This window comes from Micromonospora sp. NPDC007220, from assembly GCF_040634035.1.
In the GTDB taxonomy this organism is placed as follows: Bacteria; Actinomycetota; Actinomycetes; order Mycobacteriales; family Micromonosporaceae; genus Micromonospora; species Micromonospora reichwaldensis.
Map to the genome: position 1 here is coordinate 38127 of NZ_JBEYEU010000015.1, position 25818 is coordinate 63944.

General features: G+C 73.7%; 23 protein-coding genes. 22 read left to right on the forward strand and 1 reads right to left on the reverse strand.

The features are described 5' to 3' along the window. Positions 1 to 9 precede the first annotated feature (9 nt). From ABZ573_RS23060 to ABZ573_RS23145, 18 genes are all read left to right on the forward strand, one after another. The gene (locus ABZ573_RS23060) at positions 10 to 315 is read left to right on the forward strand and encodes a hypothetical protein (protein ID WP_151456027.1); all 306 of its coding nucleotides are present in this window, start codon (positions 10 to 12) and stop codon (positions 313 to 315) included. Next, positions 312 to 2990 carry an alanine--tRNA ligase gene (gene alaS, locus ABZ573_RS23065; RefSeq protein ID WP_151456028.1) on the forward strand — a complete coding sequence of 893 codons (2679 nt, stop codon included), beginning with the start codon at positions 312 to 314 and terminating at the stop codon, positions 2988 to 2990. Before ABZ573_RS23060 ends, alaS begins: the two co-directional genes overlap by 4 nt. Before the next feature lie 73 nt (positions 2991 to 3063). Continuing rightward, positions 3064 to 3525, forward strand: coding sequence for a Holliday junction resolvase RuvX (ruvX, locus tag ABZ573_RS23070; RefSeq protein WP_151456029.1), 462 nt, complete (start codon positions 3064 to 3066; stop codon positions 3523 to 3525). Then, on the forward strand, positions 3522 to 4730 hold the full coding sequence (mltG, locus tag ABZ573_RS23075) for an endolytic transglycosylase MltG (protein WP_151456030.1): 1209 nt from the start codon (positions 3522 to 3524) through the stop codon (positions 4728 to 4730). Before ruvX ends, mltG begins: the two co-directional genes overlap by 4 nt. Further along, positions 4730 to 5557, forward strand: coding sequence for a shikimate dehydrogenase (locus ABZ573_RS23080; protein ID WP_358120796.1), 828 nt, complete (start codon positions 4730 to 4732; stop codon positions 5555 to 5557). The genes mltG and ABZ573_RS23080 overlap by 1 nt, the downstream gene beginning before the upstream one ends. 154 nt (positions 5558 to 5711) lie before the next feature. Then, positions 5712 to 7412, forward strand: a complete 1701-nt coding sequence (locus ABZ573_RS23085; protein ID WP_358120799.1) for a glycosyl hydrolase — start codon at positions 5712 to 5714, stop codon at positions 7410 to 7412. A 221-nt stretch (positions 7413 to 7633) separates the two neighbouring features. Further along, on the forward strand, positions 7634 to 9562 hold the full coding sequence (locus ABZ573_RS23090; RefSeq protein ID WP_151456033.1) for a hypothetical protein: 1929 nt from the start codon (positions 7634 to 7636) through the stop codon (positions 9560 to 9562). 94 nt (positions 9563 to 9656) lie between these two features. Further along, the gene (locus ABZ573_RS23095; protein ID WP_358120802.1) at positions 9657 to 10208 is read left to right on the forward strand and encodes an acyltransferase; all 552 of its coding nucleotides are present in this window, start codon (positions 9657 to 9659) and stop codon (positions 10206 to 10208) included. After that, positions 10201 to 11823, forward strand: coding sequence for a lipopolysaccharide biosynthesis protein (locus ABZ573_RS23100; RefSeq protein ID WP_358120805.1), 1623 nt, complete (start codon positions 10201 to 10203; stop codon positions 11821 to 11823). The genes ABZ573_RS23095 and ABZ573_RS23100 overlap by 8 nt, the downstream gene beginning before the upstream one ends. Positions 11824 to 11889: 66 nt before the next feature. Beyond that, a complete protein-coding gene (locus ABZ573_RS23105; protein ID WP_327031191.1) occupies positions 11890 to 13179 on the forward strand; it encodes an O-antigen ligase family protein in 1290 nt (429 codons plus the stop codon). Continuing rightward, positions 13176 to 14801 (forward strand): lipopolysaccharide biosynthesis protein, encoded by a 1626-nt coding sequence (locus tag ABZ573_RS23110; RefSeq protein ID WP_358120808.1) that lies wholly within the window; start codon positions 13176 to 13178, stop codon positions 14799 to 14801. The genes ABZ573_RS23105 and ABZ573_RS23110 overlap by 4 nt, the downstream gene beginning before the upstream one ends. Before the next feature lie 7 nt (positions 14802 to 14808). Beyond that, positions 14809 to 15711, forward strand: coding sequence for a sulfotransferase domain-containing protein (locus tag ABZ573_RS23115; protein ID WP_358120811.1), 903 nt, complete (start codon positions 14809 to 14811; stop codon positions 15709 to 15711). Continuing rightward, the gene (locus tag ABZ573_RS23120; RefSeq protein ID WP_358120814.1) at positions 15708 to 16967 is read left to right on the forward strand and encodes a hypothetical protein; all 1260 of its coding nucleotides are present in this window, start codon (positions 15708 to 15710) and stop codon (positions 16965 to 16967) included. The genes ABZ573_RS23115 and ABZ573_RS23120 overlap by 4 nt, the downstream gene beginning before the upstream one ends. 226 nt (positions 16968 to 17193) lie before the next feature. Continuing rightward, positions 17194 to 17676: a UDP-N-acetylglucosamine--LPS N-acetylglucosamine transferase gene (locus ABZ573_RS23125; RefSeq protein ID WP_121395268.1), complete on the forward strand. Its 483-nt coding sequence runs from the start codon at positions 17194 to 17196 to the stop codon at positions 17674 to 17676. A 74-nt stretch (positions 17677 to 17750) separates the two neighbouring features. After that, the gene (locus tag ABZ573_RS23130) at positions 17751 to 18365 is read left to right on the forward strand and encodes a glycosyltransferase (RefSeq protein WP_358120918.1); all 615 of its coding nucleotides are present in this window, start codon (positions 17751 to 17753) and stop codon (positions 18363 to 18365) included. Next, a complete protein-coding gene (locus ABZ573_RS23135) occupies positions 18362 to 19282 on the forward strand; it encodes a glycosyltransferase family 2 protein (protein WP_151457204.1) in 921 nt (306 codons plus the stop codon). The genes ABZ573_RS23130 and ABZ573_RS23135 overlap by 4 nt, the downstream gene beginning before the upstream one ends. A gap of 198 nt (positions 19283 to 19480) precedes the next feature. Beyond that, entirely contained in the window at positions 19481 to 20659 is a 1179-nt protein-coding gene (aroC, locus tag ABZ573_RS23140) for a chorismate synthase (RefSeq protein WP_358120819.1), read from the forward strand. A 46-nt stretch (positions 20660 to 20705) separates the two neighbouring features. Continuing rightward, entirely contained in the window at positions 20706 to 21209 is a 504-nt protein-coding gene (locus ABZ573_RS23145) for a shikimate kinase (RefSeq protein ID WP_358120921.1), read from the forward strand. A 40-nt stretch (positions 21210 to 21249) separates the two neighbouring features. On the opposite strand, the gene ABZ573_RS23150 is transcribed toward ABZ573_RS23145, so the two are convergent. Next, positions 21250 to 21978 carry an alpha/beta fold hydrolase gene (locus ABZ573_RS23150; protein WP_358120822.1) on the reverse strand — a complete coding sequence of 243 codons (729 nt, stop codon included), beginning with the start codon at positions 21976 to 21978 and terminating at the stop codon, positions 21250 to 21252. Positions 21979 to 22058: 80 nt separating this feature from the next. Here ABZ573_RS23150 and ABZ573_RS23155 point away from each other — a divergent pair, with 80 nt between their 5' ends. The 4 genes from ABZ573_RS23155 to efp all read left to right on the forward strand — a co-directional run bounded on the left by ABZ573_RS23155 (position 22059) and on the right by efp (position 25800). After that, positions 22059 to 23024: a YafY family protein gene (locus ABZ573_RS23155; RefSeq protein WP_358120824.1), complete on the forward strand. Its 966-nt coding sequence runs from the start codon at positions 22059 to 22061 to the stop codon at positions 23022 to 23024. A gap of 106 nt (positions 23025 to 23130) precedes the next feature. Next, positions 23131 to 24207 carry a 3-dehydroquinate synthase gene (aroB, locus tag ABZ573_RS23160; protein WP_358120827.1) on the forward strand — a complete coding sequence of 359 codons (1077 nt, stop codon included), beginning with the start codon at positions 23131 to 23133 and terminating at the stop codon, positions 24205 to 24207. Then, complete coding sequence (gene aroQ / locus ABZ573_RS23165) at positions 24204 to 24635, forward strand: type II 3-dehydroquinate dehydratase (protein ID WP_358120830.1); 432 nt, start codon at positions 24204 to 24206, stop codon at positions 24633 to 24635. Before aroB ends, aroQ begins: the two co-directional genes overlap by 4 nt. Before the next feature lie 607 nt (positions 24636 to 25242). Beyond that, positions 25243 to 25800: an elongation factor P gene (gene efp / locus ABZ573_RS23170; protein ID WP_132240163.1), complete on the forward strand. Its 558-nt coding sequence runs from the start codon at positions 25243 to 25245 to the stop codon at positions 25798 to 25800. Positions 25801 to 25818: the final 18 nt, after the last annotated feature.

Below are 25818 nucleotides of genomic sequence, written 5' to 3' on the forward strand. Positions count from 1 at the left end.
GCTTCGGAGATGAGGCGGTTGTTCTGGCTCGGCATCGGGCTGGCCGTCGGCGTGGTGGTGGTCCGCAAGGCCACCCGCACCGCACAGGCGTACACCCCGGCCGGCATCGCCAGCACGGTGACCGAATCCGCTGGCGGGCTGGCGGAGTCGCTGCGTAGCTTCGTGGAGGACGTCCGGATCGCGATGGCCGAGCGCGAGCAGGAGATCCACGAGGCGTTCGCCCAGGGCGAGGCGTTCGACGACCAGTTCGCCGAGCTGCGGGACGACCCGCGCATCGGCGACCGAGAGATCTTTCCGGAGGAACACCAGCGATGAAGACGGCGGAGATCAAGCGGCGGTACCTCGCCCACTTCGAGGCGAACGGCCACACCGTGGTGCCGTCCGCTCCGCTGCCCGCCATCAGCGACCCGAACCTGCTGTTCGTCAACGCCGGCATGGTGCAGTTCGTGCCCTACTTCCTGGGGCAGCAGACCCCGCCGTACCGGCGGGCGGTCAGCGTGCAGAAGTGCATCCGTACGCCCGACATCGACGAGGTCGGCAAGACCAGCCGGCACGGCACGTTCTTCCAGATGAACGGCAACTTCTCCTTCGGTGACTACTTCAAGGACGGGGCGATCCCGCTCGCCTGGGACCTGGTCACCAAGTCCCAGGAGCAGGGCGGGTTCGGCCTGGACCCGGAGCGGATCTGGCCGACGGTCTACCTCGACGACGACGAGGCGTTCGAGATCTGGCGCTCGGTCGGGGTGCCGACCGAGCGGATCGTGCGCCGGGGCAAGGCGGACAACTTCTGGTCGATGGGCATCCCCGGGCCGTGCGGCCCGTGCTCCGAGCTGTTCTACGACCGAGGCCCGGAGTACGGCCGCGAGGGTGGCCCGGCGGTCGACGAGGACCGCTACATGGAGTTCTGGAACCTCGTCTTCATGCAGTTCGAGCGCGGCCCGGGCACCGGCAAGGAGGACTACCCGATCCTCGGTGACCTGCCGGCGAAGAACATCGACACCGGCATGGGCCTGGAGCGGATGGCCTCCATCCTCCAGGGCGTCGACAACCTCTACGAGATCGACGAGGTCCGGCCGATCCTCGACCGGGCCGCCGAGCTGACCGGCAAGCGCTACGGCGCACACTCCGGCCACGTCGCCAGCGAGTCGCACCCGGACGACGTGCGGCTGCGGGTGATCGCCGACCACGTGCGTACGGCGCTGATGCTGATCGGCGACGGGGTCACCCCGAGCAACGAGGGGCGCGGCTACGTGCTGCGCCGCATCATGCGCCGGGCGATCCGGTCGGTGCGGCTGCTGGGCTGGCAGGAGCGGGCGCTGCCCGAGCTGCTGCCGGTGGCCCGGGACTGCATGGCCCCGTCGTACCCGGAGCTGGCCGCCGACTTCGACCGGATCGCCGACTACGCGTACGCGGAGGAGGACGCCTTCCTGTCCACCCTGCGGGCCGGCACCACGATCCTGGACACGGCCATCGCGGAGACCCGCACCGCCGGCAAGCCGGCGCTGTCGGGTGAGAAGGCGTTCCAGCTGCACGACACGTACGGCTTCCCGATCGACCTGACGCTGGAGATCGCGGCCGAGCAGGGCCTGGCGGTCGACGCGGAGGGCTTCCGCCGGCTGATGGCCGACCAGCGGGCGCGCGCCAAGGCCGACGCCCAGGCGCGCAAGACCGGGCACACCGACCTGTCGGCGTACCGGTCGGTGCTCGACTCGGGCGGCCCGGTGCGGTTCACCGGCTACGGCGAGGTGTCCCGGGAGTCGACGGTGCGGGCGGTGCTCGGCGTCGACGGCCCCCGCCAGGCGGCGGTCGAGGGCGACACGATCGAGCTGGTGCTCGACGCCACCCCGTTCTACGCCGAGGGCGGCGGGCAGCAGCCCGACCTCGGCATGATCACCGTCGGTGGCGGCCAGGTCGAGGTGCTCGACGTGCAGCAGCCGGTGCCCGGCCTGATCGTGCACCGCGCCCGGGTACTGCGGGGCGAGGTGCGGGCGGGGGAGACCGGCTACGCCGAGATCGACACCACCCGCCGGCGGGCGATCTCCCGGTCGCACACGGCGACGCACCTGGTGCACCAGACGATGCGCAACTTCCTCGGCGAGTCCGCCACCCAGGCCGGTTCGCTGAACGCCCCGGGTCGGCTGCGCTTCGACTTCAACACCCCCACGGGGGTGGCACCGAGCGTGCTGCGTGACGTCGAGCAGCAGGTCAACGAGGTGCTCCTGGCCGACCTGGAGGTGCACGCCTTCATCACCTCGCTGGAGGAGGCGCGGCGCATCGGCGCGATGGCGCTCTTCGGCGAGAAGTACGGCGAGGAGGTGCGGGTCGTCGAGGTCGGCGACTACGCCCGCGAGCTGTGCGGCGGCACCCACGTCTCCCGTTCCGGCCAGCTCGGCCTGGTGAAGATCCTCAACGAGTCGTCGATCGGCTCCGGGGTGCGCCGCGTCGAGGCCCTGGTCGGCATGGACGCCTTCAACTTCCTGGCCCGGGAGCACCTGCTGGTCTCCCGCCTCGCCGAGCTGTACCGGGTGCCCAACGACCAGGTCGCCGACCGGGTCGAGCAGACCGTGACGCAGCTGCGCGACGCCGAGAAGGAGCTGGAGAAGCTGCGGGCCCAGCTGGTGCTCGGTGGCGCGGCGGCGCTCGCGGCGCAGGCCAAGGACGTGGGCGGGGTCGCGTACGTGGGCACCGAGGCGCCGGAGGGCGCGGCCGGCAACGACGTGCGTACCCTCGCCCAGGAGGTCCGGGGCAAGATCGACCCGGCGCGGCCGGCGGTCGTCGCGGTGGCGGCCCGGGCCAACGGCAAGGCGTCGCTGGTCGTCGCGGTGAACCCGGCGGCGCGCAGCCGGGGCCTGGCCGCGTCGGACCTGGTCAAGGCGGCCTTCTCCGGGCGCGGCGGCGGCAGCCCCGACCTGGCCCAGGGCGGCGGCCTGCCGGCCGCCGAGGCGCCGAACCTGCTCCGCACGGTCGAGAAGGCGATCGCCGACGCGTGATACGTGCTCGTAGCGGCCAGGGCGGACCCGCGTGGTCCGCCCTGGTTCGCCGTTTCAGGGGGAGTCACCGACCGTGAGTGAGTTGTCCCGGGGTGTCCGGCTCGGGGTGGACGTCGGGCAGGTCCGGGTGGGGGTCTCCCGCTCGGATCCGCACGGCGTGCTGGCCACCCCGCTGGTGACCCTCGCCCGCGACCTCACCGCCGCCCCGGACGCGGTGCCGGCCGACATCGTCGCGCTCGCCGCGCTGGTGGCCGAGCACGAGGCGGTGGAGATAGTCGTCGGCCTTCCGGTCAATCTCGCCGGCAAGCACGGTCCCGCCGCCGTACACGTGAAGGCGTACGCTGGCCGACTGGCTGATGTAATAGCGCCCGTTCCGGTGGCGCTCACCGACGAGAGGATGTCCACGGTCGTGGCGTCTCGTAGGCTTGCCGAGCGTGGGGTCCGAGGAAAACGGCAACGAGCGGTGGTCGACCAGGCTGCCGCGGTGGAGATTCTGCAGAGCTGGCTGGACGCGCAGCGGAGGCGGACGCGATGATGGACGATCTTGACCTCGGGTTCGACGAGCAGGACCGGGGGGAGAAGGGCAAGCACCGGCGCGGCGCGGTGCGCAAGCGCAAGGGCAAGGACGGCTCCGGCGGCGGTGGCGGGCGGGGCAAGACGGTCCTGGCCCTGCTGCTCGCCATCGTCCTGCTGGGCGGCATCGGCGGCGGTGCCTTCTACGGCTTCGACCGCGTCCAGAGCTACTTCGTGACCCCCGACTACGACGGCGCGGGCACCGGTGAGGTGACGGTCGAGATCAAGCAGGGCGCGCTGATCGCCGACATGGCCAACGCGCTGGTCGCCGCCGACGTGGTGAAGAGCGCCAAAGCGTTCATCGAGGCCGCCGAGGGCAACGCCCGCAGCAAGAACATCCAGCCGGGCACGTACAAGCTGCGCAAGCAGATGAGCGGCGAGAGCGCGGTCACCGCGATGCTCGACTCGAAGAACCGGATCGTCAACGGGGTCACCATCCCGGAGGGCCGGACGGCGAAGAACATCTACCAGTTGCTCTCCAAGGAAACCAAGATCCCGGTGAAGGACTTCGAGGCGGCGGCGAAGGATCCGCTCGCGCGGGGCGTGCCGGACTGGTGGTTCAAGCGCACCGACAACAAGAAGGTCAAGCCGTCGATCGAGGGCTTCCTCTACCCGGACACCTACGAGATCCCGCCGAAGGCGACCGCCGAGACCATCATCGAGCTGATGGTGGAGAACTTCCTCAGCGTGGCCGGTGAGATGGAGTTCGCCGACCGGGTGCAGAAGGAGCGCAAGATCAGCCCGTACGAGGCGCTGATCGTGGCGTCGCTGGCGCAGGCCGAGGCAGGCCGCAAGGAGGACCTGGGCAAGGTCGCCCGGGTCGCCTACAACCGGGCCTACGGCGAGTTCCCGTGCAACTGCCTGGAGATGGACGTCACGGTCAACTACTACCTGGAGCTGACCGGGCAGAAGACCAAGACCTCCGCCGAGATGACCAAGGAAGAACTCCTCGACACGAAGAACCCGTACAGCCGCAAGCTGCGGGGAATGATCCCCACACCGATCAACAACCCGGGCAAGGAAGCCATGGCGGGAGCCATGGACCCGCCCGTGGGGAAGTGGCTCTGGTTCGTGGCGGTCGACAAGAAGGGGACCACGGAGTTCGCCGAGACCTACGACGAGCAGCTGAAGAACGAGGCGAAGGCCCGGGAGAACGGCGTCATCTGATGACGGCCGCACGGCGGGCGGGGGTGCTCGGCACGCCGATCGCGCACTCCCTCTCGCCGGTGATCCACAATGCCGGCTACGCGGCGGCAGGGTTGACCGGGTGGTCGTACACCCGGATCGAGTGCGCGGCGGCGGAGCTGCCGGACGTGGTCGCCGGCCTGGGCCCGGAGTGGGTCGGGCTGTCGGTGACCATGCCGGGCAAGGAGGCGGCGCTCGCGGTGGCCGCCGAGGTCTCGCCGGTGGCCGCCGCCGTCGGCGCCGCCAACACGCTGGTACGCCGACCGGACGGCTCCTGGTACGCCGACAACACCGACGTGGTCGGCATGGTCGAGGTGCTCACCGAGGCCGGCGTGCGTTCTGGCGCGACGGTGACGGTGCTGGGCGCGGGCGGCACCGCCCGCGCGGCGGTGGCCGCGGCGGGACGGCTCGGCGCCCGCGCGGTGACCGTGGTGGCCCGCCGCCCGGCGGCGGTCGAGGAGCTGCGCCCGGTGGCCCGCGCCGTCGACGTGCCGATGCGCGCGGCGGCCTGGGACGACGACGCGGCGACCCACCTCGGCGCCGACGTGGTGATCTCGACCGTGCCGAAGGGAGTCGCCGACCCGCTGGCCGTCGCGGCGGACTGGCGGCCCGGCACGGTGCTCTTCGACGCGCTCTACGACCCGTGGCCGACGCCGCTGGCCGCGTCGGCCGAGGCGGCCGGCTGCCGGATCGTCTCCGGCCTCGACCTGCTCCTGGCCCAGGCGGTGGGCCAGTTCGAGCACTTCACGGGCGTCGCCGCGCCCCGGGCGGCGATGGCCGCCGCGCTGGCCGCCGCCCGCGCCGCCTGACCGCCGGCGCGGGGGCGGGAGTGTCCCCTGTGGTCGTCCAGGGCATCCTTAGGCGACGGTTAAGACGCGCTTAGGTCCGGCTGTCGTCCCCACGTCACGCCGTGGCCGTGGTTACGCTGCTGACCGTCACCGTCCGACACACAGGGAGTACTCCTTGAGCAGGCACGGACTGCACCGCCTCACCCGGCACCCCGGCCCTCGGCGCAAGGCCGTCGTCCTCGGCGTGGCCGGCGCCACCGTGGTGGCCGGCATCGTGGCCACCACGATGCCGCTGCTGGCCGCCGACGACCTGTCGATCCCGGCGACCGCCGACACCACGGCGACGATGGTGTCGCAGGACGGCGACAACGGGGCGAAGACGACGCTGGCGACCTGCGCGGTCCGCTGCGACGGCAACCCCCGGGGCGGCCGGGAGGCCGTCGTCCAGTTCGCCGTGACCACCCTGCCGGCGGCGGCGGTCAACGTGCGGGCCACCCTGCGGGTGCACGCGTGGCAGGAGTTCCCGGCGACGGTGACCGCGCACGCCTCCGCTGTGGACGCCCGCGCGGCGCGGCCGACGCCGGCGCTGCCGGGGGCGGTCCTCGACACCGTCTCCGGGGTCGCGAAGGGCTTCAACGAGTGGGACGTCTCGGCCCTCGTGAAGGGCAACGGCACCTGGACGGTCTCGCTCGCGCAGACGGGGCTGGAGACCCGGATCTACTGGGCGTCGACGGAGAACCGCAATCCCGACCTGCGCCCGCGCCTGGAGATCCGCTACGACGTCGGCGCCCGGCCCACGCCCGTGGTGACCAGTGCCGCGCCGTCGCCGAGCCGGACGGTCGCGCCGAGCCCCGCGCCGAGGCCGACGCCCAGCGCCAGCCCCACCCGCGCCACCCCGAGCCCGTCGGCGAGCCCGTCGGCCGGTACGGACCGCTGCGGCGCGGTGTCGAGCAGGCTGGTGCCCTCCTGCGGCGCCTGGTGGGGGATGTACTCCCCGTCGAACGCCGGTGACGGCTGGGACCACGGCGCCGCGGTCGCCGATGTCGAGGCGCAGGTCGGGCGCAAGTTCGACCTCGTGCACCGCTACCACGACTTCTCCAACGCCGGCAGCAACGGCGCCTTCCCCGACGCCTACCAGCGGCAGCAGATGCGCGAGGGTCGGCTGATGTTCTTCGCCTGGGAGTCGCGGATCTTCTCCTCCGGCACGGTGCTGACCTGGCAGGACGTCTACAGTGGCCGGTACGACGCCACCATCGACGCGGTCGCCGGCCGGATCCGCGACACCGGCGTGCCGGTGTTCATGGGCTTCGACCACGAGCCGGAGGACGAGCCGGCCAAGGGCAGCGACGCCGACTTCGTCCGCGCCTGGCGGCACGTGCACGACCGGTTCGCCAAGGCGGGCGCCGACAACGCGGTGTGGGTGTGGACGATGATGGGCTGGTCGGGCCACTACGACCGCTACGCCGGCCTCTATCCCGGTGACCGGTACGTCGACTGGGTGGGCTACGACCCCTACAACTTCCACGTCTGCAACGGCAGCAAGGTCTGGAAGAGCCCGGCCACCACCATCGGCGGCTTCTACCGCTGGCTGGACGAGAACCGTCTCGGGGTCGGCAAGCCGCGGATGCTCGCCGAGTTCGGCACCAACTTCGACGCGGCCGACCCGGACGCGAAGCGGCGCTGGTTCGAGGAGTTCCCGGCGGCGCTGAAGGCGCACCCGAAGATCAAGGCGGCGATCTACTTCAACTCCCCGGGGATGACCCGCCGGTCGGAGACCTGTGACATGACCATGAATCACGACGCCGCGTCGGTGGCGGGGTTCGCCCGCGCCGGCCGCGACAGCTACCTGCGGCAGCCCACCGGGGGCGCCCGCTGACACCACGCGTTCACACTTCGACCCAGAGTGATACGGGCGAGTCGGACATCCGACTCCCTGTGTGCGGTGTCATGTTGCTGATGCAGTGACCGCCCAATCGGCGGATATCGCCGGCCTGGGTCGACCAGGCACGCTACGCGGGTTCTCTCCCGACATGGAGGCGTAGCGTGCCCGACATCCCGCTCTCTCGGCGATCCGCCGGACTCCGCACCCGGGCGGGGGTGGTCGCACTCGTGACCGCCGCCGCCGTGCTGGCCGTCCCCACCGGGACCTCCGCCGCCCTGGTGCCGGCGCCCGAACCGGCGACCCTGGTCTCGGCCAACCCGGCCGACGCCACACCGCACGCCAGGGACGGCGAGACCCGCGCCTTCGCGCAGGTCGGCTCCACGGTGTTCGTCGGCGGCAGCTTCACCCAGATCCGGCAGACCGCCAGCGCGGCGTGGACCACCCAGCGTTACCTCTTCGCGTACGACCGGGCCACCGGCACGATCTCGACCAGCTTCCTGCCGGTGCTGGACGGCGCGGTCAACACGCTTGTCGCCGGGCCCGGCGGCACGCTGATCGTCGGCGGCACCTTCAAGAACGTCAACGGCGTCTCGCGTAAGAACCTGGTGGCGCTCAACCCCGCCACGGGCGCGATCGTCGACAGCTGGGTCGGCCGCTCCGACGGCGGCACCGTCCGCGACCTGGCGCTGCACGGCAACTGGCTCTACGTGGCCGGGGCGTTCAACTGGCTCAACGGCACCGCGCACGCCGGGCTCGGCCGGCTCAACGCCACGACCGGCGCGATCGACCCGACCTTCAACGTCGACGCGACCGTCGGGCGCCACGGGACCACCTCGTACGTGTGGACGATCGACGTCGCCCCGGACGGCGGCACCCTGGCCGTCGGTGGCAACTTCACGCTCGTCAACGACCTGCCTCGCAACCAGATGGCGCTGGTCGACCTCACCGGCACCCCGGCGGTGCTCGACTGGAGCACGGAGAAGTTCGTGCCGCCGTGCGCGTCGCCGGCGACCTTCGTGCACTACGTGCAGGACGTCAAGTTCGGCGGCGACGGCAGCTGGTTCGTCGTCGGCACCAACGGCGGCTCGGGCTGGCCGGCCGCGTACTGCGACGCGCTGGTGCGCTTCGAGACCGCCGCCCGGGGCACCGGGCAGCTCGGCACCTGGGTGGACTACACCGGCAACGACACCATCACCTCCGTCGAGGTCGCCGACAACGTCATCTACCTCGGTGGGCACTTCCGCTGGCTGAACAACCCGAACGCCAGCGACACCGCCGGCAAGGGCGCGATCGACCGGCTCGGCATCGCCGCGGTCACCCCGGCCACCGGCATGCCGGTCAACTGGAACCCCCGCCGCAGCGGCAGTGCGTCGATGCCGGCCGGCACCAGCAACTGGGGCTCTTCCGTGCCGGTGCTCTGGCGCGGCAGCGACGGCCTCTACTTCGGCCACAACTCCGACGGCATGGGCAACGAGTACCACGGCCGGCTCGGGATGTTCCCGCTGACCGGCGGGCGCACCATCACCCCGAAGAACGCGCCGACCGCGACCACCGGCAACCTCTACGTCGGCACCGGCGCGGGCGAGCTGGCCAAGGTGCCGTTCGACGGGGCCAGCCTGGGCACCCCGACGACGGTCAGCCAGCCCAACTACACGGCGGCCGGCGCGACCTGGCGGGTGGACGACCGGATCTACTGGTCGCACACCGTCGCCGGCACCCCCACGGGCAGCCGGATCGACATCTCGCTGTTCAACGGCGGCGCGATCGGCGCCCCGTGGGAGGCGTCCGGCTACAACGACTGGTTCAACCCGGCGCTGATGACCGGCGCGTTCTACCTCGACGGGCGCCTCTACTACACCCGCTCGGGCGCCAGCGGCCTCTACTACCGCTACTTCGAGATCGACGGCAACTACCTCGGCGCCACCGAGTTCACGCTGCCCACCACCGGAGTCACCTGGTCGGCCGTGCGGGGCATGGCCTGGGTTGCCGGCCGGGTCGTGTACGGTGCCACCGACGGAACGCTGCGCAGCGTGCCGTTCGACCCGACGGCCGCCCCGGCGGTCGACGGAACGACGGCGACGGTGGTCCCGGCGACCGCCGGCGTGACGTGGTCAACGCCGTCGACCTTCTTCTCCGTGCAGTGACGGTCGACTGTTCGTAACGGAACATCGGTAGATTGTTCACGTTGGGCCGGCGACGGATCAGCCGTCGCCGGCCCGCACGACGTGGGGAGGGTCGTTGGTCGGCGCGGGTGGCAACCGCAGAGGGCTCGCGGTACGGGTCGTCTTCGCGGTCAAGCGCAGCTGGTACACGCTGCGCTATCCCCGGCTGACGCTGGGTCGGGGCGTGGAGATCCGCGGCCGGATCCGGCTGCGCCGGGGCGTACGGGTGAGCATCGGTGACCGCACCCGGATCAACAAGCTGGTCCGCTTCGCCGGTCCCGGCGAGGTGCGGGTCGGCGCCGACTGCCTGTTGAACGCCACCTGGATCGGCACCTGGACGTCGGTCACCATCGGCGACCGGTGCCTGCTCTCGGACTGCGAGCTGCTGGACAACGACTTCCACAACCTGCCCCCCGAGCAGCGGCACGACCCGCCCGTCCCGGCCACCCGCGCCCCGATCACGATCGAGGACAACGTGTGGATCGGGGCGCACGCCCTGGTGATGAAGGGCGTCCGGATCGGCCGGGACAGTGTCGTGGGCGCCGCCACGGTGGTCCGTACGGACGTGCCGCCGCGGGTCGTGGTCGCTGGAAATCCACAACAGACGGTGAAGAAGTTCAATGACTGACGCTTCCCCCGGTACCTGGGCCACGGACGTCCCCGCCAGCGGTGGCGGCACACCGGGCCGCACCGTCACGCTGACCGACCTGCTGCGCGTCCCGCTGCACCGGATCCGGCTCGTCGGGGCCGTCGCCGCGATCGGCCTGCTCGCCGCGATCGGCTACGTGGTGCTCGTACCGGCCGCCGTGTCCGCCAGCGCGGTCGTGGCGGTGCGTCCCGTCGTCACCGACGCGTTCACGCCCAGCGGCGCCGCCGCCGACCGGGCGGTGAACATGAACGTGGAGAGCGGCATCGCCACGGGCACCGACGTGGTGCAGCGGCTGGCCGACTCGGGAGACCTGGACCCGCGCGAGGTGCGCGACGCCCTCGAGGTCGAGGTGCCCACCGGCGGGCAGATCCTGCGCTTCGTCTACCAGGCGCCCACCGCGGAGCAGGCGGTCGAGGGCGTCAACCTCGCCGCCCAGGCCTACCTCGACGTGCGCCGCACGATGTACGAGAAGCAGCGCGAGGAGATGCTGCGCTCGTACGACGAGAGCATCGCCAAGGTCGCCGCCCAGCAGGCCGCCCTCCAGAAGCGGGTCAACAACGCCCGGGAGGGCGCCGTCGACGCCGCGGTGACCGAGCTGACCGGCATCAACAACCAGCTCACCCAGCTGAACGCCGCCCGCACCGAGATCGCCGCCGTCGACGTCAACCCCGGCTGGGTCACCCAGACCGCCGAGCGGGCCCTGGCCTCCTCCGCCGGCAACCGCCCGCTCTACCTGCTCGCCGGCCTGCTCGGCGGGACGCTGCTCGGCGTGGTGCTGGCGTACGCCTGGGAGTCGATGGACCGGCGGATCCGGTCGGTCGACGACGGCCGGGACGCCACCGGGCTCCCGCTGCTCGGCACGGTCCGCAGCCGCCGGTGGCGCGGCGGCAAGGAAGCGGTCGACGCCGACATCCGGTACGTGGCGATGGCCATCGCCGAGCGGGTGCGCCAGCCCGCCCGGGTGTCGCTGCTGACCGCCCGCGAGGAGGACCCCACGGCCATCACCGCCGGGCTGGCGGTGGCGCTGGCGGCCGTCGGCCGGGAGGTCTTCGTCGCCGACGACAGCGGGCGCGCCGACCGGCTGCGCACCACCGTGCTCGCCGACCGGGAGCGGCTGCCCGCCGCGGCGGACCCCTCCCGCCCGCTCGTCCCGAAGCCCCGGCCGGCCGGCTCGACGACGGACGGCAAGAGCGGCGGCACCACGGAGCCGGCCGCGGCCCGTCGCCCGTCGCCGCACCCCATCGGCGCCCGCCCGTCCACCGACCCGGACGCCACGCTGACCCTGCCCCGGGTCACCTCGACGGCGGCCGGCGAGAACGGCAAGGCGTCGAGCACCGACCCGGTGACCGTGGGCGCGGGCAGCGTCCGGTTCGGCATCTGGCGGCAGGGCGCCGACCACAGCCTGGTGCTGTTCAACGCCCCGCCAGCGGAGTCCGACGAGCGCGGGGTGGCCGTCGCCCGGCAGGGCACGGCGGTCGTGGTGGTCGAACAGGACCGGACCCGGCAGGGCGACCTGCGCCGCCTCGTGGAGCGGCTGCGCGCCGCCGGGGTCACCCCGCTCGGCTTCGTGTTGACGCGCTGCGGCCGGGGCTGATCCGTGCCGGTCACCCGCGCGCCGGCCACGACCGAGCCGGGCGGCGGTCCGGGCGCCGCCGCGCCGCTGCCGCAGCCGCCGCCCCCGCCACGGTTGCCGCTCTGGCCGCTGGCGTTGATGTTCGGCCTGGTGCCCGTGTGGTGGCTGGCCGGCGCGTTCTACCTCGGGTGGCCCCTGCTCGGGGCGCTGCTGTTCGCACTGCTGTTCATCCGGGGCCGGGTGCCGCTGCCCCCGGCCGCCGGGATCTGGCTGCTGTTCCTTGCCATCGTGGTGGTCAGCGCCACCCAGTTGCAGACACCAGCCTCGGTGCTGACGTTCGCCCTGCGGCTCGCCTTCTACCTCACCGCGCTCGTGGTGGGCGTCTACGTCTACGCGATCGCCCGGGAGCGCCCCGACCAGGTCGCCGTCCTCGTTCCGCTCTGCGCCTTCTGGTTCGGGCTGGTCGCGCTGGGCTGGCTGGGCGTGCTGGCGCCCCGGTTCGCGCTGACCACCCCGATGGAGGTGCTGCTTCCGGGCGGGGTGGCCAACACCCCGTTCATCCAGGACATGGTCCACCTCACCACCGCGGAGTACAGCGCCCGGTCGTTGAACCCGATCTACCGGCCGGCCGCGCCGTTCGCGTACACCAACAACTACGGCAGCGCGTACGCGATGACGCTGCCCTGCGTGGTGGCCTTCACCATGCTGCGCCGGCGCGGCGTGCTGCGCTGGGCGCTGCTGGCGTCGCTGCCGCTGTCGTTGGCGCCGGCCTTCCTCACGCTCAACCGGGCGATGTTCCTCAGCCTCGGCGCCGGGCTGGCGGTGCTCGGCGTCCGGGCCGCCCTGCGCGGTAACGTCCGGGTGGCCGCGTCGATCGTCGGGGTGGTGGTCACCGGTGGCCTCGTCACCCTGTTCATCCCGGTCACCCAGCTGATCGGCAACCGGGTCGAGTCCAGCGACACCAACACCGACCGGCTCTCCCTCTACGTGGAGGTGATCCGGCGGGTACGGGAGTCGCCCTGGCTCGGCTACGGCGCGCCGGTGAACGTCGACACCGTCAGCGCCGAGGCGCCGATCGGCACCCAGGGGCAGTTGTGGATGGTGCTGTTCAGCCACGGCGTCCCCGCGCTGCTGTGCTTCCTCGCGTGGTTCGTGGTCGCCGCGCTGATCTGCGCCCGGGCCACGTCCGCCGCCGGGCAGTGGCTGGCCGTGGTGCCGGTGGTCTGCCTGGTGCAGATCCCCTTCTACGGCATGGCCAACCAGAACCTCGCGGTCGCCTTCTTCGCGGTCGCCTTCGCGATGGCGCTCACCGAGCGGGAGACGGCGGCACGACTGCACCGCCCCCGCATCCCGCGCCCGAAAGCGGTGCCCGCATGACCGCCGCCACCCGCCCGCCGTCCGGCCCCCACCCGGCCTCCGCACCCGCCGCGTCGGGGCCGGGCGGAGCGCCGCCCGGCGACGACACGGAGACCCGCCGCAGCGTCCGCAGCGGCGTGGCCGGGCTGGTCGGCGCGGCCACCAGCGGCCTCTTCGGCTTCCTGCTCGCGGTGGTCATCACCCGCGGCTACGGCACGGTCGGCTCCGGGGCGTTCTTCGCCGCGATCGGTGTGGTCACCGTCGCCACCGCCGTGTGCACCCTCGGCGCGGAGACCGGGCTGATGTGGGCGCTGCCCCGCCGGCGCCTCGGTGCGCGCGGCGACGCCGCCCGGGTGCTCCCGGTGGCGCTGGTCCCGCCGCTGCTGGTCGCGGTCGCCGTCGCCGTGGGCGGGGTGCTCGCCGCCGACGCGCTCGCCCCGCGCCTGCTCGGCGGCTCCGGCGTCGACGGCGCGGCCCTGCTGACGGCAAGCTTCGCCGCGGTGCCGGTGGTGGTGGCGATGACGCTGCTGCTCGCCGCGCTGCGCTGCGTGCGCCCGATCCGGGCGTACGTCGGGGTGCAGTTCTTCCTGCTGCCGGTGGCCCGGCCCGTGCTGGTCGGCGCGGCGGCCCTGGCCGGCGGTGGCCTGCTGGCCGGCATGACCGGCTGGCTGGTGCCGGCGGCGCTCGCCCTGCTGGCCTGCCTGACGCTGGTGGCCGGCCCGCTCGGCGTCGGCCGGGGCGCGGCGCTGCGACCCGCGCCGGACGACTGGTCGGCGTTCTGGCGCTTCGCGCTGCCCAGGGCCGCGTCGGCCGCCATCGACGCCGGAAACATGTGGGTGGGCGTGCTGCTCACGTCGGTGCTCGCCGGGCCGGCCGACGCCGGCGTCTTCGGCGCCGTCGGGCGCTACATCCTCGCCGGCCAACTGGCCATGCAGGGGCTGCGGGTGGCGGTGTCACCGCAGCTGTCCCGGCTGCTCGGGCGCGGGGACCGGGCCGCGGCGGCGGCCGTGCACCGGCAGTTGACCACGTGGGGGCTGGTGCTGTCCTGGCCGGTCTACCTGCTGCTCGCCGTCTTCGGGCTGGCCTTCCTTCAGCTCTTCGGGCCCGAGTTCACCGCCGGCGCCCCCGCGATGACCGTGCTGGCGCTGGCCATGCTGGTCAACACCGGGGTCGGTAACGTGCAGAGCCTGCTGCTGATGGGCGGGCGCAGCGGGCTGCACCTGGCCGCCACGCTGGCCGGGCTGCTGGTCACGGTCTCCCTCGGCCTGTGGCTGATCCCGGCGCACGGCGCGACGGGGGCGGCGCTGGCCTGGGCGCTCGGCATCGCCACCGAGAACCTCACGGCGGTCGGCTGCGCCCGGGCCGTGGTCGGCCAGCCGCTGGTCGACGCGGCGATGCTGCGGGCCGGGGCGGCCACCGTCGCCGGGGTCGGGGCCGCGGCGACGGTCGGGGTGCTGGCCGGCGGCCGGGGGATCGGCGGCCTGGCCGTGGCCCTGGGCGTGCTGGCCGCCGGCTGCGTCGGCTTGTTGACGTTGCCCCGGGTGCGGCACCGCATCCGGGTGACCATGGTGCAGGTTCGTGGGCGGCAGGAGGCGGCCCCGGCCGCCACCGGGCGCGCCCCGGAGGAATCGAAGGGCAGGTGAGGTCGTCGTGCCGTCCATCCGAGACCGGGTGAAGCAGCTCGTACCGACCCAGGTGACGGAGCGGGTGCGGGAGTCGCTCGTCGACTACGGGGTACGGACCAGCGACCGGCGACCGCTGCCGGACTTCCTCATCATCGGCACCAAGCGGGGCGGCACCACCTCGCTGTGGAACTACCTGATCCAGCACCCGCTGGTGCCCCGGCTCTTCCCGGCCTGGAACACCAAGTCCTCGCACTACTTCGAGGAGCACTGGCGTCGGGGCGAGGCCTGGTACCGCTCGCACTTTCCCACCCAGCGCCACCGGGAGGCGCTGGAGAAGCGGCACGGTGGGCCGGTACGCGTCGGCGAGGCGGCGCCGCTGTACATGTTCCACCCCCTCGCGGCGCAGCGGGTCGCGGCGCTGATGCCGTCGGTGCGGCTGATCGTGCTGCTGCGCGACCCGGTGGAGCGGGCGTACTCGCACTGGAAGGAGCGGCGCACGCACGGCATCGAGCCGCTCGACTTCGCCGCCGCGTTGGCGGCCGAGCAGGAGCGTACGGCGGGGGAGCGGGAGCGGCTGATCGCCGAGCCGGAGTACTTCAGCGAGCCGTACGACTGGTACACCTACCGGGCCCGGGGCCGCTACCTGGAGCACCTGGAGCCGTGGCTGGAGCGCTTCGACCGGGAGCAGATCCTCTTCCTGCCCAGCGAGGACCTCTACCGCGACGCCCGGTCCACCTACCGCCGGACGCTGGACTTCCTCGGCCTGCCCCCGCACGACCTGCCCGACTTCAAGGTCTACAACGACCGCCGCTCGTCGCCGCTGGAGCCGGCGGTGCGCGCCGAGCTGACCGAGTACTACCGCCCGTACAACGACGCGTTGCGGCAGCGGTTGGGGCTGGAGCTCGACTGGCCGGACCAGGCCCCGTGACGGCGCGGGCCACCGCCGCCGACCCGCGCTCGCGCACCGACGGGCTGGGCTGGGTCACCCGGGCGGTGTTCGGCGACGAGCGGATCGCCCTGACCGTGGGCGCCCCGCCGCCGCCCGGGCACCGCGCCGTCGCCCGGTACGCCGTCGTCCCGTCGCTCGCCCGGGCCCGCTTCCTGCTGCCGCTCGGCGCGCCCCGGGCCACGGCCGCCTCGCTGCTGGCGTACAACGCGTTGCGCCCGCCGAAGGTGCGGGCCGTGCGGGCCGGGCTCGGCACGCTGGCGCGGGTCGGCGCGGTCGACCTGGCCCCGTTCCCCCGGCTGACGGTGTCGCTGCCCGAGGGCGTCGCGGCCGACGAGGCGCTGCTGGCCGGGCGGCTGGGCGCCGCGCTCGGGAGACCGGCGGTGTACGCGGCCTGCGGGGTCCGTCCGCCGGACCCGAACCACAAGCCCACCCTGCAACTGTTCGGGCCGGACGGCCGGGCCCTCGGCTACGCGAAGATCGGCTGGAACGGGGCGACCCGGGCGCTGGTGACCGCCGAGGCGGCGGCCCTGCGGGAGTTGCCGGCGCTGACCGGCGTGCCCGACCATCCGGCGGCGCCCCGGCTGCTGGCCGAGACGACGGCCGCCGGGCAGGTCGTCGCGCTGGTCGAGCCGCTGCCACCGGCCGTGCGGGGCGTGTCGACCGGCGAACCGCCGCGGATCGCGGCCCTGCTGGCCGTGGCCCGTCGGGGCCGCCCGCCGGCGCCACCGCGCCCCGTGGCCGGGTCGGCGTTCCTGGCCCGGCTCGCCGCCGAGGCCGGGCGCGCCGCCGCCGGCCCGCCGGACGGGGCCCGGGCGGTCGCCGCCGTCGCCGCCCTGACCGGCCGGCACGGCGACACGACCGTCGAGTTCGGGCACTGGCACGGCGACTGGGTGCCCTGGAACCTCGGCGTGCACGCCGGCCGCCTCGTCGCCTGGGACTGGGAGCACAGCGGTCCGGACGTGCCGCTCGGCTTCGACCTGGCGCACGACGCGTTCCAGCGGGCCCTGGTGCTGCGGGGCGAGCCGGCCGCGGCGGCGGCGCGGGCCGTCGACGCGCACCTCGACCGGTACGGCACCGACCTCGGGCTCGGGCCGGCGGCCCGGCGGCTGGTGGCCGACGCCTACCTGCTGGAGATGTGGCTGCGCACCTGGCGCCTCGCCGACGCGGGCGCGGGCTGGAACGCGGCGCTGCATCCCGCCCTGCTGGACGTCATCGAGAAACGACATAGCGGCTGATCCACCGAAAACGCCGGAGTCTGCGGGCCACCGTCGACTCCGGATAGTGACGAAGAAACTCCAGGTCGTGACGACCGTCGATACCGATGGTCGCTGCGGCGCACCCGATCCGCCACCCGCGGAGATCGATCTGTCGCCCGGTCGCCCTATTTCACCAGCCGGGGGACGTGTGATCTGCTGTCGCGTGGCGACCACCGAACATCCAAGCGAACTTGTGGGGAGTCGCGTGGAAACGACGACCGAGGATGCCGGCGAGCCCGGAGTCCTGCTCCTGGTGGGCTCCAGCGGCGGCCACCTGGCCCAACTGCTCGCCCTGCGCCCGTGGTACGAACGCTGGCGGCGGTGCTGGGTCACCTTCGACACACCCGAGGCGCTCTCGCTGCTGGCCGGCGAGGAACTCGTCCCGGCGCACCACCCGACCACCCGCAACGTGCCGAACCTGCTGCGCAACGCCGTACTCGCCTGGCGGGTGCTGCGGTCGCGCCGGGTCGCCGCGGTGGTGACCACCGGCGCCGGGGTGGCCGTCCCGTTCGTGGTGCTGGCCCGGCTCCGGCGCGTGCCGACCGTCTACATCGAGGTGTACGACCGCATCGACACCCCGACCCTGACCGCCCGGCTCTGCCGGCCGTTCCTCTCCGCGATGCTCGTGCAGTGGGACGAGCAGCGCCGCCAGTACCCGGAGGCCACCGTCGTGGGGACCCTGCTGTGAGCGCCGAGAGCACCGGAACCACCCCCGTCCACCGCGTCGCCCCCGGCCGTCCCCGGCCCGCGCCCGCCACCCGGGTGCCCCGGCCGCGCGACTCCGGCGGCCTCGCGCAGGCCCGGCTGCTGGTCGCCGTCGGCACCGACAAACACCCGTTCGACCGCCTGGTCGGCTGGCTGGAGGAGTGGCATCCCGCCGTCGCCGAGGACGTCGGGCTGACCGTCCAGCACGGACACACCCGGGCCCCCGGGGTGCCCGGGGCGATGCCCTTCCTCGGTCACGACGAGCTGCAGACGGCGATGGCCGAGGCCGACCTCGTGGTCTGCCACGGCGGCCCGGCCACCATCCTGGAGGCCCGCCGGCACGGTCACCTGCCGATCGTCGTCCCACGGGATCCGACCCGGGGCGAACACGTCGACGACCACCAGCAGTTGTTCGCCCGTCGCCTGGGCGCGGCCGGCATGGTGGCGCTGGCCGAGACCCGGGAGGCGCTGTTCGAGGCGCTCACCGCAGGCCTCGCCGACCCGTCGCGGTTCGCCGTCGCGGCCGACCCGGACGCGTCCCGGGCGCGCCGCGCGGCGGTCGAGCAGGTGGGACGGATCGTGGAGGACCTGGTGGCCGCGTCGACCGGACGACGGCAGCGGACGAGGTGGCGGCCGTGGGCACGGCCGGCCCGGAACGGAGAGCGGCGATGACCGAACACCCGAGCGTGAGCGCGGTGGTGCCCACCCGGGACCGCCCGGAGCTGCTCCGGGCCGCCGTACGCGCCATCCTCGACCAGGACCACCCCGGCCCGATCGAGGTGGTGGTGGTCTACGACCAGTCCGAGCCGGACGCCTCGCTGGCCGAGCTGTCCCGCCCGGACCGGCTGGTCCGGGTCATCCGCAACGAGCGCGCCCCCGGCCTGGCCGGCGCCCGCAACTCGGGCGTCCTGGCGGCCACCGGCGAGCTCGTCGCGTTCTGCGACGACGACGACGAGTGGCTGCCCGGCAAGCTGCGGGCCCAGGTCGAGGCGCTCGCCGCCCACCCCGACGCGGAGTTCGTCAGCTGCGGCATCCGGGTCAGCTACGACGGGCACACCGTCGACCGGGCACTGCCGAAGGACTCGGTCACCCTGGCCGACCTGCTGCGGGACCGGATGACGGAGCTGCACCCGTCGACCTTCCTGATCCGCGCCGCCGCGCTGCGCGACGGGTTCGGGCTGGTCGACGAGGAGATCCCGGGCAGCTACGCGGAGGACTACGAGTTCCTGCTGCGGGCCGCCCGCAGCGCGCCGCTGGTCAACCTGCGCACGCCGTACGTGCTGGTGCGCTGGCACAAGCGGTCCTACTTCGCGCAGCGCTGGGACACCATCTCCGAGGCGTTGCAGTGGCTGCTGGAGCGCTACCCGGAATTCGGCACCCAGCCGGCCGGCGAGGCGCGGGTCACCGGGCAGATCGCCTTCGCCCGTGCCGCGTCCGGCGACCGGCGGGGCGCGATGCGCTGGGCCCGGCACACCATCCGGCGCAACCCGCGCGAGCCGAGGGCGTACCTGGCCCTCGCCGTCGCCGGGCGGATGGTCCGCGCCGACGCGGTGCTGCGTACCCTGCACAAACGCGGCCGGGGCATCTGAGCCCGCGCCGCCCGGGATCGCCCCTGGGCACGGACCTCGCGGCCTCCGGGGCCGCGCGGGTCCTACCGGCGGGTGTGCCCGGGCGGCGGGCCACCCGGCGGTCGCGGCGGGGCCGTCGGTTGGCCGTGCCGCGTCCGCAGGGCGGGACGCGGCGGGCACCGCACGGCGGCCGCCACCGGGCGTGACAGACTGACCGCTGTGTTGCGCTGGTTGACTGCAGGGGAATCGCACGGTCCCGCCCTCGTCGCGATGCTCGAGGGCGTGCCCGCCGGCGTCGAGGTGACCACCGGGGACATCGCCGGTGAGCTGGCCCGGCGCCGGCTCGGCTACGGCCGGGGTGCGCGGATGTCGTTCGAGCAGGACGAGGTGGAGGTCATCGGCGGGCTGCGGCACGGGGCGACCCTCGGCAGCCCGGTCGCGATCCGCGTCGGCAACTCCGAGTGGCCCAAGTGGCGCACCGTGATGGCCGCCGACCCGGTCGACGCGGAGGAACTGGCCAGCCAGGCCCGCAACGCGCCGCTCACCCGCCCCCGCCCGGGGCACGCCGACCTGGCCGGCATGCAGAAGTACGGCCACACCGACGCCCGGCCGATCCTGGAGCGGGCCAGCGCGCGGGAGACCGCCGCCCGGGTCGCCGTCGGCACGGTCGCCAAGGCGCTGCTCCGGCAGGCCCTCGGCATCGAGGTCGTCTCGCACGTGGTGGAGCTGGGCCCGGTCGCCGCCAAGCCCGGGCTGCGCCCCACGCCCGCCGACGCCGACCGCATCGACGCGGACCCGCTGCGCTGCCTCGACCCGGAGGCCAGCGCCCGGATGGTCGCCGAGGTCGACGCCGCGAAGAAGGCCGCCGACACCCTGGGTGGCGTGGTCGAGGTGCTGGCGTACGGGGTGCCGCCGGGCCTGGGCAGCCACGTGCAGTGGGACCGCAAGCTCGACGCCCGGCTCGCGACCGCCCTCATGTCGATCCAGGCCATCAAGGGCGTGGAGATCGGCGACGGCTGGCAGCAGGCGCGCTCGCGTGGCTCCGAGGCGCACGACGAGATCATCCCCACCGCCACCGGCGTACGCCGGGTCACCGACCGGGCCGGCGGGCTGGAGGGCGGCATCACCACCGGCGAGCCGCTGCGGGTGAAGGCCGCGATGAAGCCGATCTCGTCGCTGAACCGGGCACTGGCGACGGTGGACGTCACCACCGGCGAGCCGGCCACCGCGATCAACCAGCGCTCGGACGTCTGCGCCGTGCCCGCCGCCGCCGTCGTCGCCGAGGCGATGGTGGCGCTGGTGCTGGCGGAAGCCGCCACCGAGAAGTTCGGCGGCGACTCGGTCGCCGAGATCCGCCGCAACCTGGCCAGCTACCTCGACGCCCTGGTGATCCGGTGAGCGCGGTTCGGCGGGCGGGGCGCGCGGCGGTTCGGCGGTGCCGCTGATGGCGCCGGTCTGCGTGCTGGTGGGGGCGCCCGGCTCGGGCAAGACCACCGTCGGGCTGGCGCTGGCCGAGCTGCTCGGCGTGGAGTTCCGCGACACCGATTTGGACATCGTGCGGCTGGCCGGCAAGCCGATCTCCGAGATCTTCATCGACGAGGGTGAGGACCACTTCCGTACCCTCGAACGGGCGGCGGTGGCGGCGGCGCTGGCCTCGTGCGGGGGCGTGCTCGCCCTCGGCGGCGGCGCGATCCTCGCCGAGGAGAACCGCGCTGCCCTGGTCGGGCACCCCGTGGTCCACCTCTCCGTGGAGCTGTCCGACGCGGTGAAGCGGGTCGGGCTCGGCGGGGGCCGCCCCCTGCTGGCGATCAACCCCCGGGCGACGCTGAAGTACCTGCTGGACCAGCGCCGTCCCCTCTACGCCGAGGTGGCCACCGCCACGGTCGTCACCGACGGGCGGGAACCGGCGGAGATCGCCGCCGAGATCGCCGCGCTCCTCAAGCGCTGAGCCCCGCACCGCCGCGGGCCCCGGGACCCCGGCGGCCGTGTCACTCGCGGGCGATGTCGTCGAGCACGTCGGCCAGTCCCTTCGGCTCGCTGAGCAGTGGCCAGTGGCCGGTGGGCAGCGCGTACAGCCGGCCGCCAGCCAGCCCGGCGAAGAACGGGTGGCCCTGCGCGATCATGTCCTCGACCACCGCGAGCGGGAAGGTGCTCGCCACCAGGGCCGTCGGCACCGCGCGCCCACCGGTGCGGCGGACCGGGTCGGTGGCGGCGCGCAGCGGGTGGGCGGTGGCCCGCCGCCGCAGCAGCGCAAGTGCGGCCGGGTCCAGCCCGGCCAGGTTCTGCGGGTCCTGGGCCGGGTCGAACGCGGGCGGCGGCAGCAGGTGCCCGTCGCCGATCTCGGCGCGCAGCCGCTCCTGCTCCTCGGGCGGGTTGCTGTCGAACTGCGACATGCCGTCGGGCATCGGCCCGCTCTCCACGTAGACCACCCGGGCGATCCGCTCGCCGAGGCGGTCCGCCGCCTGGGTCACCGGCAGCCCGCCGCCGGAGTGGCCCACCAGCACGACGTCGTGCAGCTCCTCCACCTCGATCAACCGGACGATGTCGGTCGTGTGTGTCTCCAGGCCGACCTCCGGGCCGGCGAGGTGGGCGCGCTCGGCCACCCCGGTCAGCGTCACCGGGTGCACCTCGTGGCCCTGCCCGCGCAGCGTCGCGGTCACGTCGCGCCACGCCCAACCGCCCAGCCAGAACCCCGGCACCAGCACGAACGTCGCCATCGCGGCCTCCCTCTCTCGTCGTCCGCGACCACCGTACGATCGAATCCGGACGCTTTCCGCCCGCTTTGAAGGAGTGGTCCGTGTCGCATCCCGCCGCCCGGGTGCTCGGCATGCTCGAACTGCTCCAGAGCCACCACCGGCTCACCGGGGCGGAGCTGGCCCGCCGGCTGGGGGTGGACGGGCGCACGGTGCGCCGCTACGCCGCGACCCTGGCCGAGCTGGGCATCCCGGTCGCTGCCGAGCGGGGCCGCCACGGCGGCTACCGGCTGCGCCCCGGCTACAAGCTGCCGCCGCTGATGCTCACCGACGACGAGGCCGTCGCCGTGCTGCTCGGTCTGGTCGCCGCCGAGCGGCTCGGGCTGGGCACCGAAGGACCGGCGACCGCGACCGCGTTGGCCAAGATCCGCAGGGTGCTCCCGCCCACGCTCAGTGACCGCCTCGCGGCGGTGCAGGAGCACCTCGGCTTCACCCCGCGGCGATCGGCGCCGCAGCCCCGGCCGGCGACCGGGACGCTGCTCACCCTCGGCGCCGCCGCTCGGCACCGGCGCCGGGTACGGCTGGAGCACCGTTCCTCTTCCGGCACGGTGACCCGCCGGGAGCTCGACCCGTACGGGCTGGTCTTCCACTCCGGCCGCTGGTACGTCACGGGCCACGACCACCTGCGCGGGGAGGTGCGCACGTTCCGGCTGGACCGGATCGGGGAGGTGCTGCCGGGGGAGGAGACCTTCACCGTGCCCGCCGGCTTCGACCCGGTCGCCCAGGTGACCCGCTCGCTGGCCCGCGTCCCGTACGCCCACGACGTCGAGGTGCTGCTCGAGGCCGACCTGGCCGCCGCGCGACGCCGCCTGCCGCCCAGCGTGGCCGAGCTGAGCGCGACCGACGGCGGCGTACTACTGCGCGCCCGCGCGGAGAGCCTGGCCGGGATGGCCCAGCTGCTCGCGGGGCTGGGCTGGCCGTTCACCGTCGTACGCCCCGAGGCCCTGCGCGCCGAGGTCGCCGCGCACGCTCGAGGGCTGGCCGCGTGGGCGGCCCGGGTGCCCGGGTGATCCCGCCCCGGGGGCGGCCCGCGCGGTCCCGCCCCGGCGCGGGAACGGTGGCCACGAAGTGGACAGTTCCCCCCTCGGATCGGGCGGCTGGACTAGGCTGCCGGCGATGGACGAGGTGACCCGGATCCCGGTCGGCGGCGAGCGCCCGTACGACGTGCTGGTGGGACGCGACCTGCTCGACGCGCTGCCCGGGCTGCTGCCGGACGCGACCCGGGTGGCCGTGCTGCACGCGCACCCACTGAAGGAACTGGCGGACGCGATCGGCGGGCGGCTGCGCGCCGCCGGCGTCGCACCGCTGCTGATCGAGGTGCCGGACGCCGAGGCGGGCAAGCGCATCGACGTGGCGGCGACCTGCTGGGACCGGCTGGGCGAGGCGGGTTTCACCCGTACCGACGCGGTGGTGGGCGTCGGTGGCGGCGCGGTGACCGACCTGGCCGGCTTCGTCGCGGCCTGCTGGCTGCGGGGGGTGCGCTGGGTTCCGGTGGCGACCTCGCTGTTGGGCATGGTCGACGCGGCGGTGGGCGGCAAGACCGGGATCAACACCGCCGCCGGCAAGAACCTGGTCGGGGCGTTCCACCCGCCGGTCGGCGTCCTCGCCGACCTGACGACGCTGGACAGCCTCCCGCAGGCCGACCTCGCCGCCGGTCTGGCCGAGGTGGTCAAGTGCGGCTTCATCGCCGACCCGGTGATCCTCGACCTGGTGGAGCGGGACCGGGCGGCGGCCACCGACCCGACCGGCCCGGTGACCCGCGAGCTGATCGAGCGGGCGATCCGGGTGAAGTCCGACGTGGTCTCGGGCGACCTGCGCGAGTCGGGCGTGCGGGAGGTGCTCAACTACGGTCACACCCTGGCCCACGCCATCGAGAAGGCGGAGGACTACCGCTGGCGGCACGGCCACGCGGTGTCGGTCGGCGTCGTCTACGCCGGTGAGTTGGCCCGACTGGCCGGGCGGCTGGACGCCCCCACCGCCGAGCGGCACCGGACGGCCATGGCGGCGCTCGGCCTGCCCACCAGATATCCCGCGCAGGCCTGGCCCGGACTGCTCGCCACGATGCGGGTGGACAAGAAGGCCCGGGGCAACCAGCTGCGTTTCGTCGTACTGGACGGGCTGGCCCGGCCGGCGATCCTGGAGGGCCCGGACGACGAGCTGCTGGAGGCGGCCTACCGCGAGGTGGCCGCGTGAAGGTCCACGTGCTGAACGGCCCGAACCTGGGCCGGCTCGGCACCCGGCAGCCGGACGTCTACGGGGCGACCAGCTACGCGGACCTGGTGGCGCTCTGCGAGTCGACCGGGCGGGAGCTGGGCCTGGACGTGACGGTCCGGCAGACCGACGCCGAGCACGAGCTGCTGGGCTGGCTGCACGCCGCCGCCGACGAGGGCGCCGCAGTGGTCCTCAACCCCGCCGCCTGGTCGCACTACTCGTACGCGGTCCGGGACGCCTGCGCCATGCTGCGCGGGCCGCTGGTCGAGGTGCACATCTCCAACATCCACGCCCGCGAGGAGTTCCGGCACCACTCCGTGGTGTCGGCGGTGGCGACCGGGGTGATCTGCGGCCTCGGCGTCGACGGCTACCGCCTGGCCCTGCACCACCTGGCCGCCCAGATCCGCTGACCCCCGGTTGCCCTCCCCGCTCCCGCCCGTCCCGCTCGCCCGCACTGCCCGTCCCGCACTGCCCGTCCCGCCCGTCCCGCCCGTCGCGTGCGGGAGCGGCGAGATGAGTGCCGGTGGCGCGCTCTGCGCTCCAGCCGTCGTGACGGTGAGTGACATCTACCTTCGTTACTGCCGGTTACCGCCGCTGCGGCTCGTGCTCCCTGCCCCTCCGACGCTTTGCTCTGCATCCGAATTCGCACCACCGCTCTGAGCTGGGATTTCTTGTCGACGGCGAATCGTTGCCGGAGGCGACAAAGTGACCATGCGTAACTGGTGCCTCCATGGGTGCAGAGCAAAGGGAGCGTGGAGGGGTTCTGCTGGGGAGCGTGGCGGCTTACGGAGTGTGAGCGCCGACGTGGGTTGTCGCCGGTAACCCCGCAAGGTGGCTGGGCCGGCGCGGTGACGGTGGGGCGCGGCGGAAGGCGTCGCGAGCGGGCGGGCGGCGGGAGAGTGGCGGAAGGGAGGTGGAAGGGCGGCGGGAAGGGCGGCGGGAAGCGGCGGACAGCGGCGTTCGACGCAACTAGTAGACTTGCCAGGTCTGTCCGCCAATTGATGATCAAGGCAGGAAATGGCCACCACCAACGACCTGAAGAACGGCCTGGTACTCAACCTCGACGGAGAGCTTTGGGCCGTCGTCGAGTTCCAGCACGTCAAGCCCGGTAAGGGTGGTGCGTTCGTGCGTACCACGCTGAAGAACGTGCTGTCCGGCAAGGTGGTCGACAAGACCTTCAACGCGGGCACCAAGGTCGAGACCGCGACCGTGGACAAGCGCACCATGCAGTACCTCTACGCCGACGGCGAGGACTACGTCTTCATGGACCTGGAGACGTTCGACCAGATCAACGTGCCGGGTGCCACCGTCGGTGACGCGGCGAACTACCTGCTGCCCGAGGCTGAGGCGACCGTGGCCACCCACGAGGGTGTCCCGCTCTACATCGAGCTCCCGACCAGCGTCGTGCTGGAAGTCACCTACACCGAGCCGGGCCTGCAGGGCGACCGGTCGACCGGCGGCAACAAGCCGGCCACCGTCGAGACCGACGCGACGGTCCAGGTGCCGCTCTTCATCACCACCGGCGAGAAGATCAAGGTCGACACCCGCGACGGCCGTTACCTCGGCCGCGCCTGATGGCCGAGGGTCCCAAGC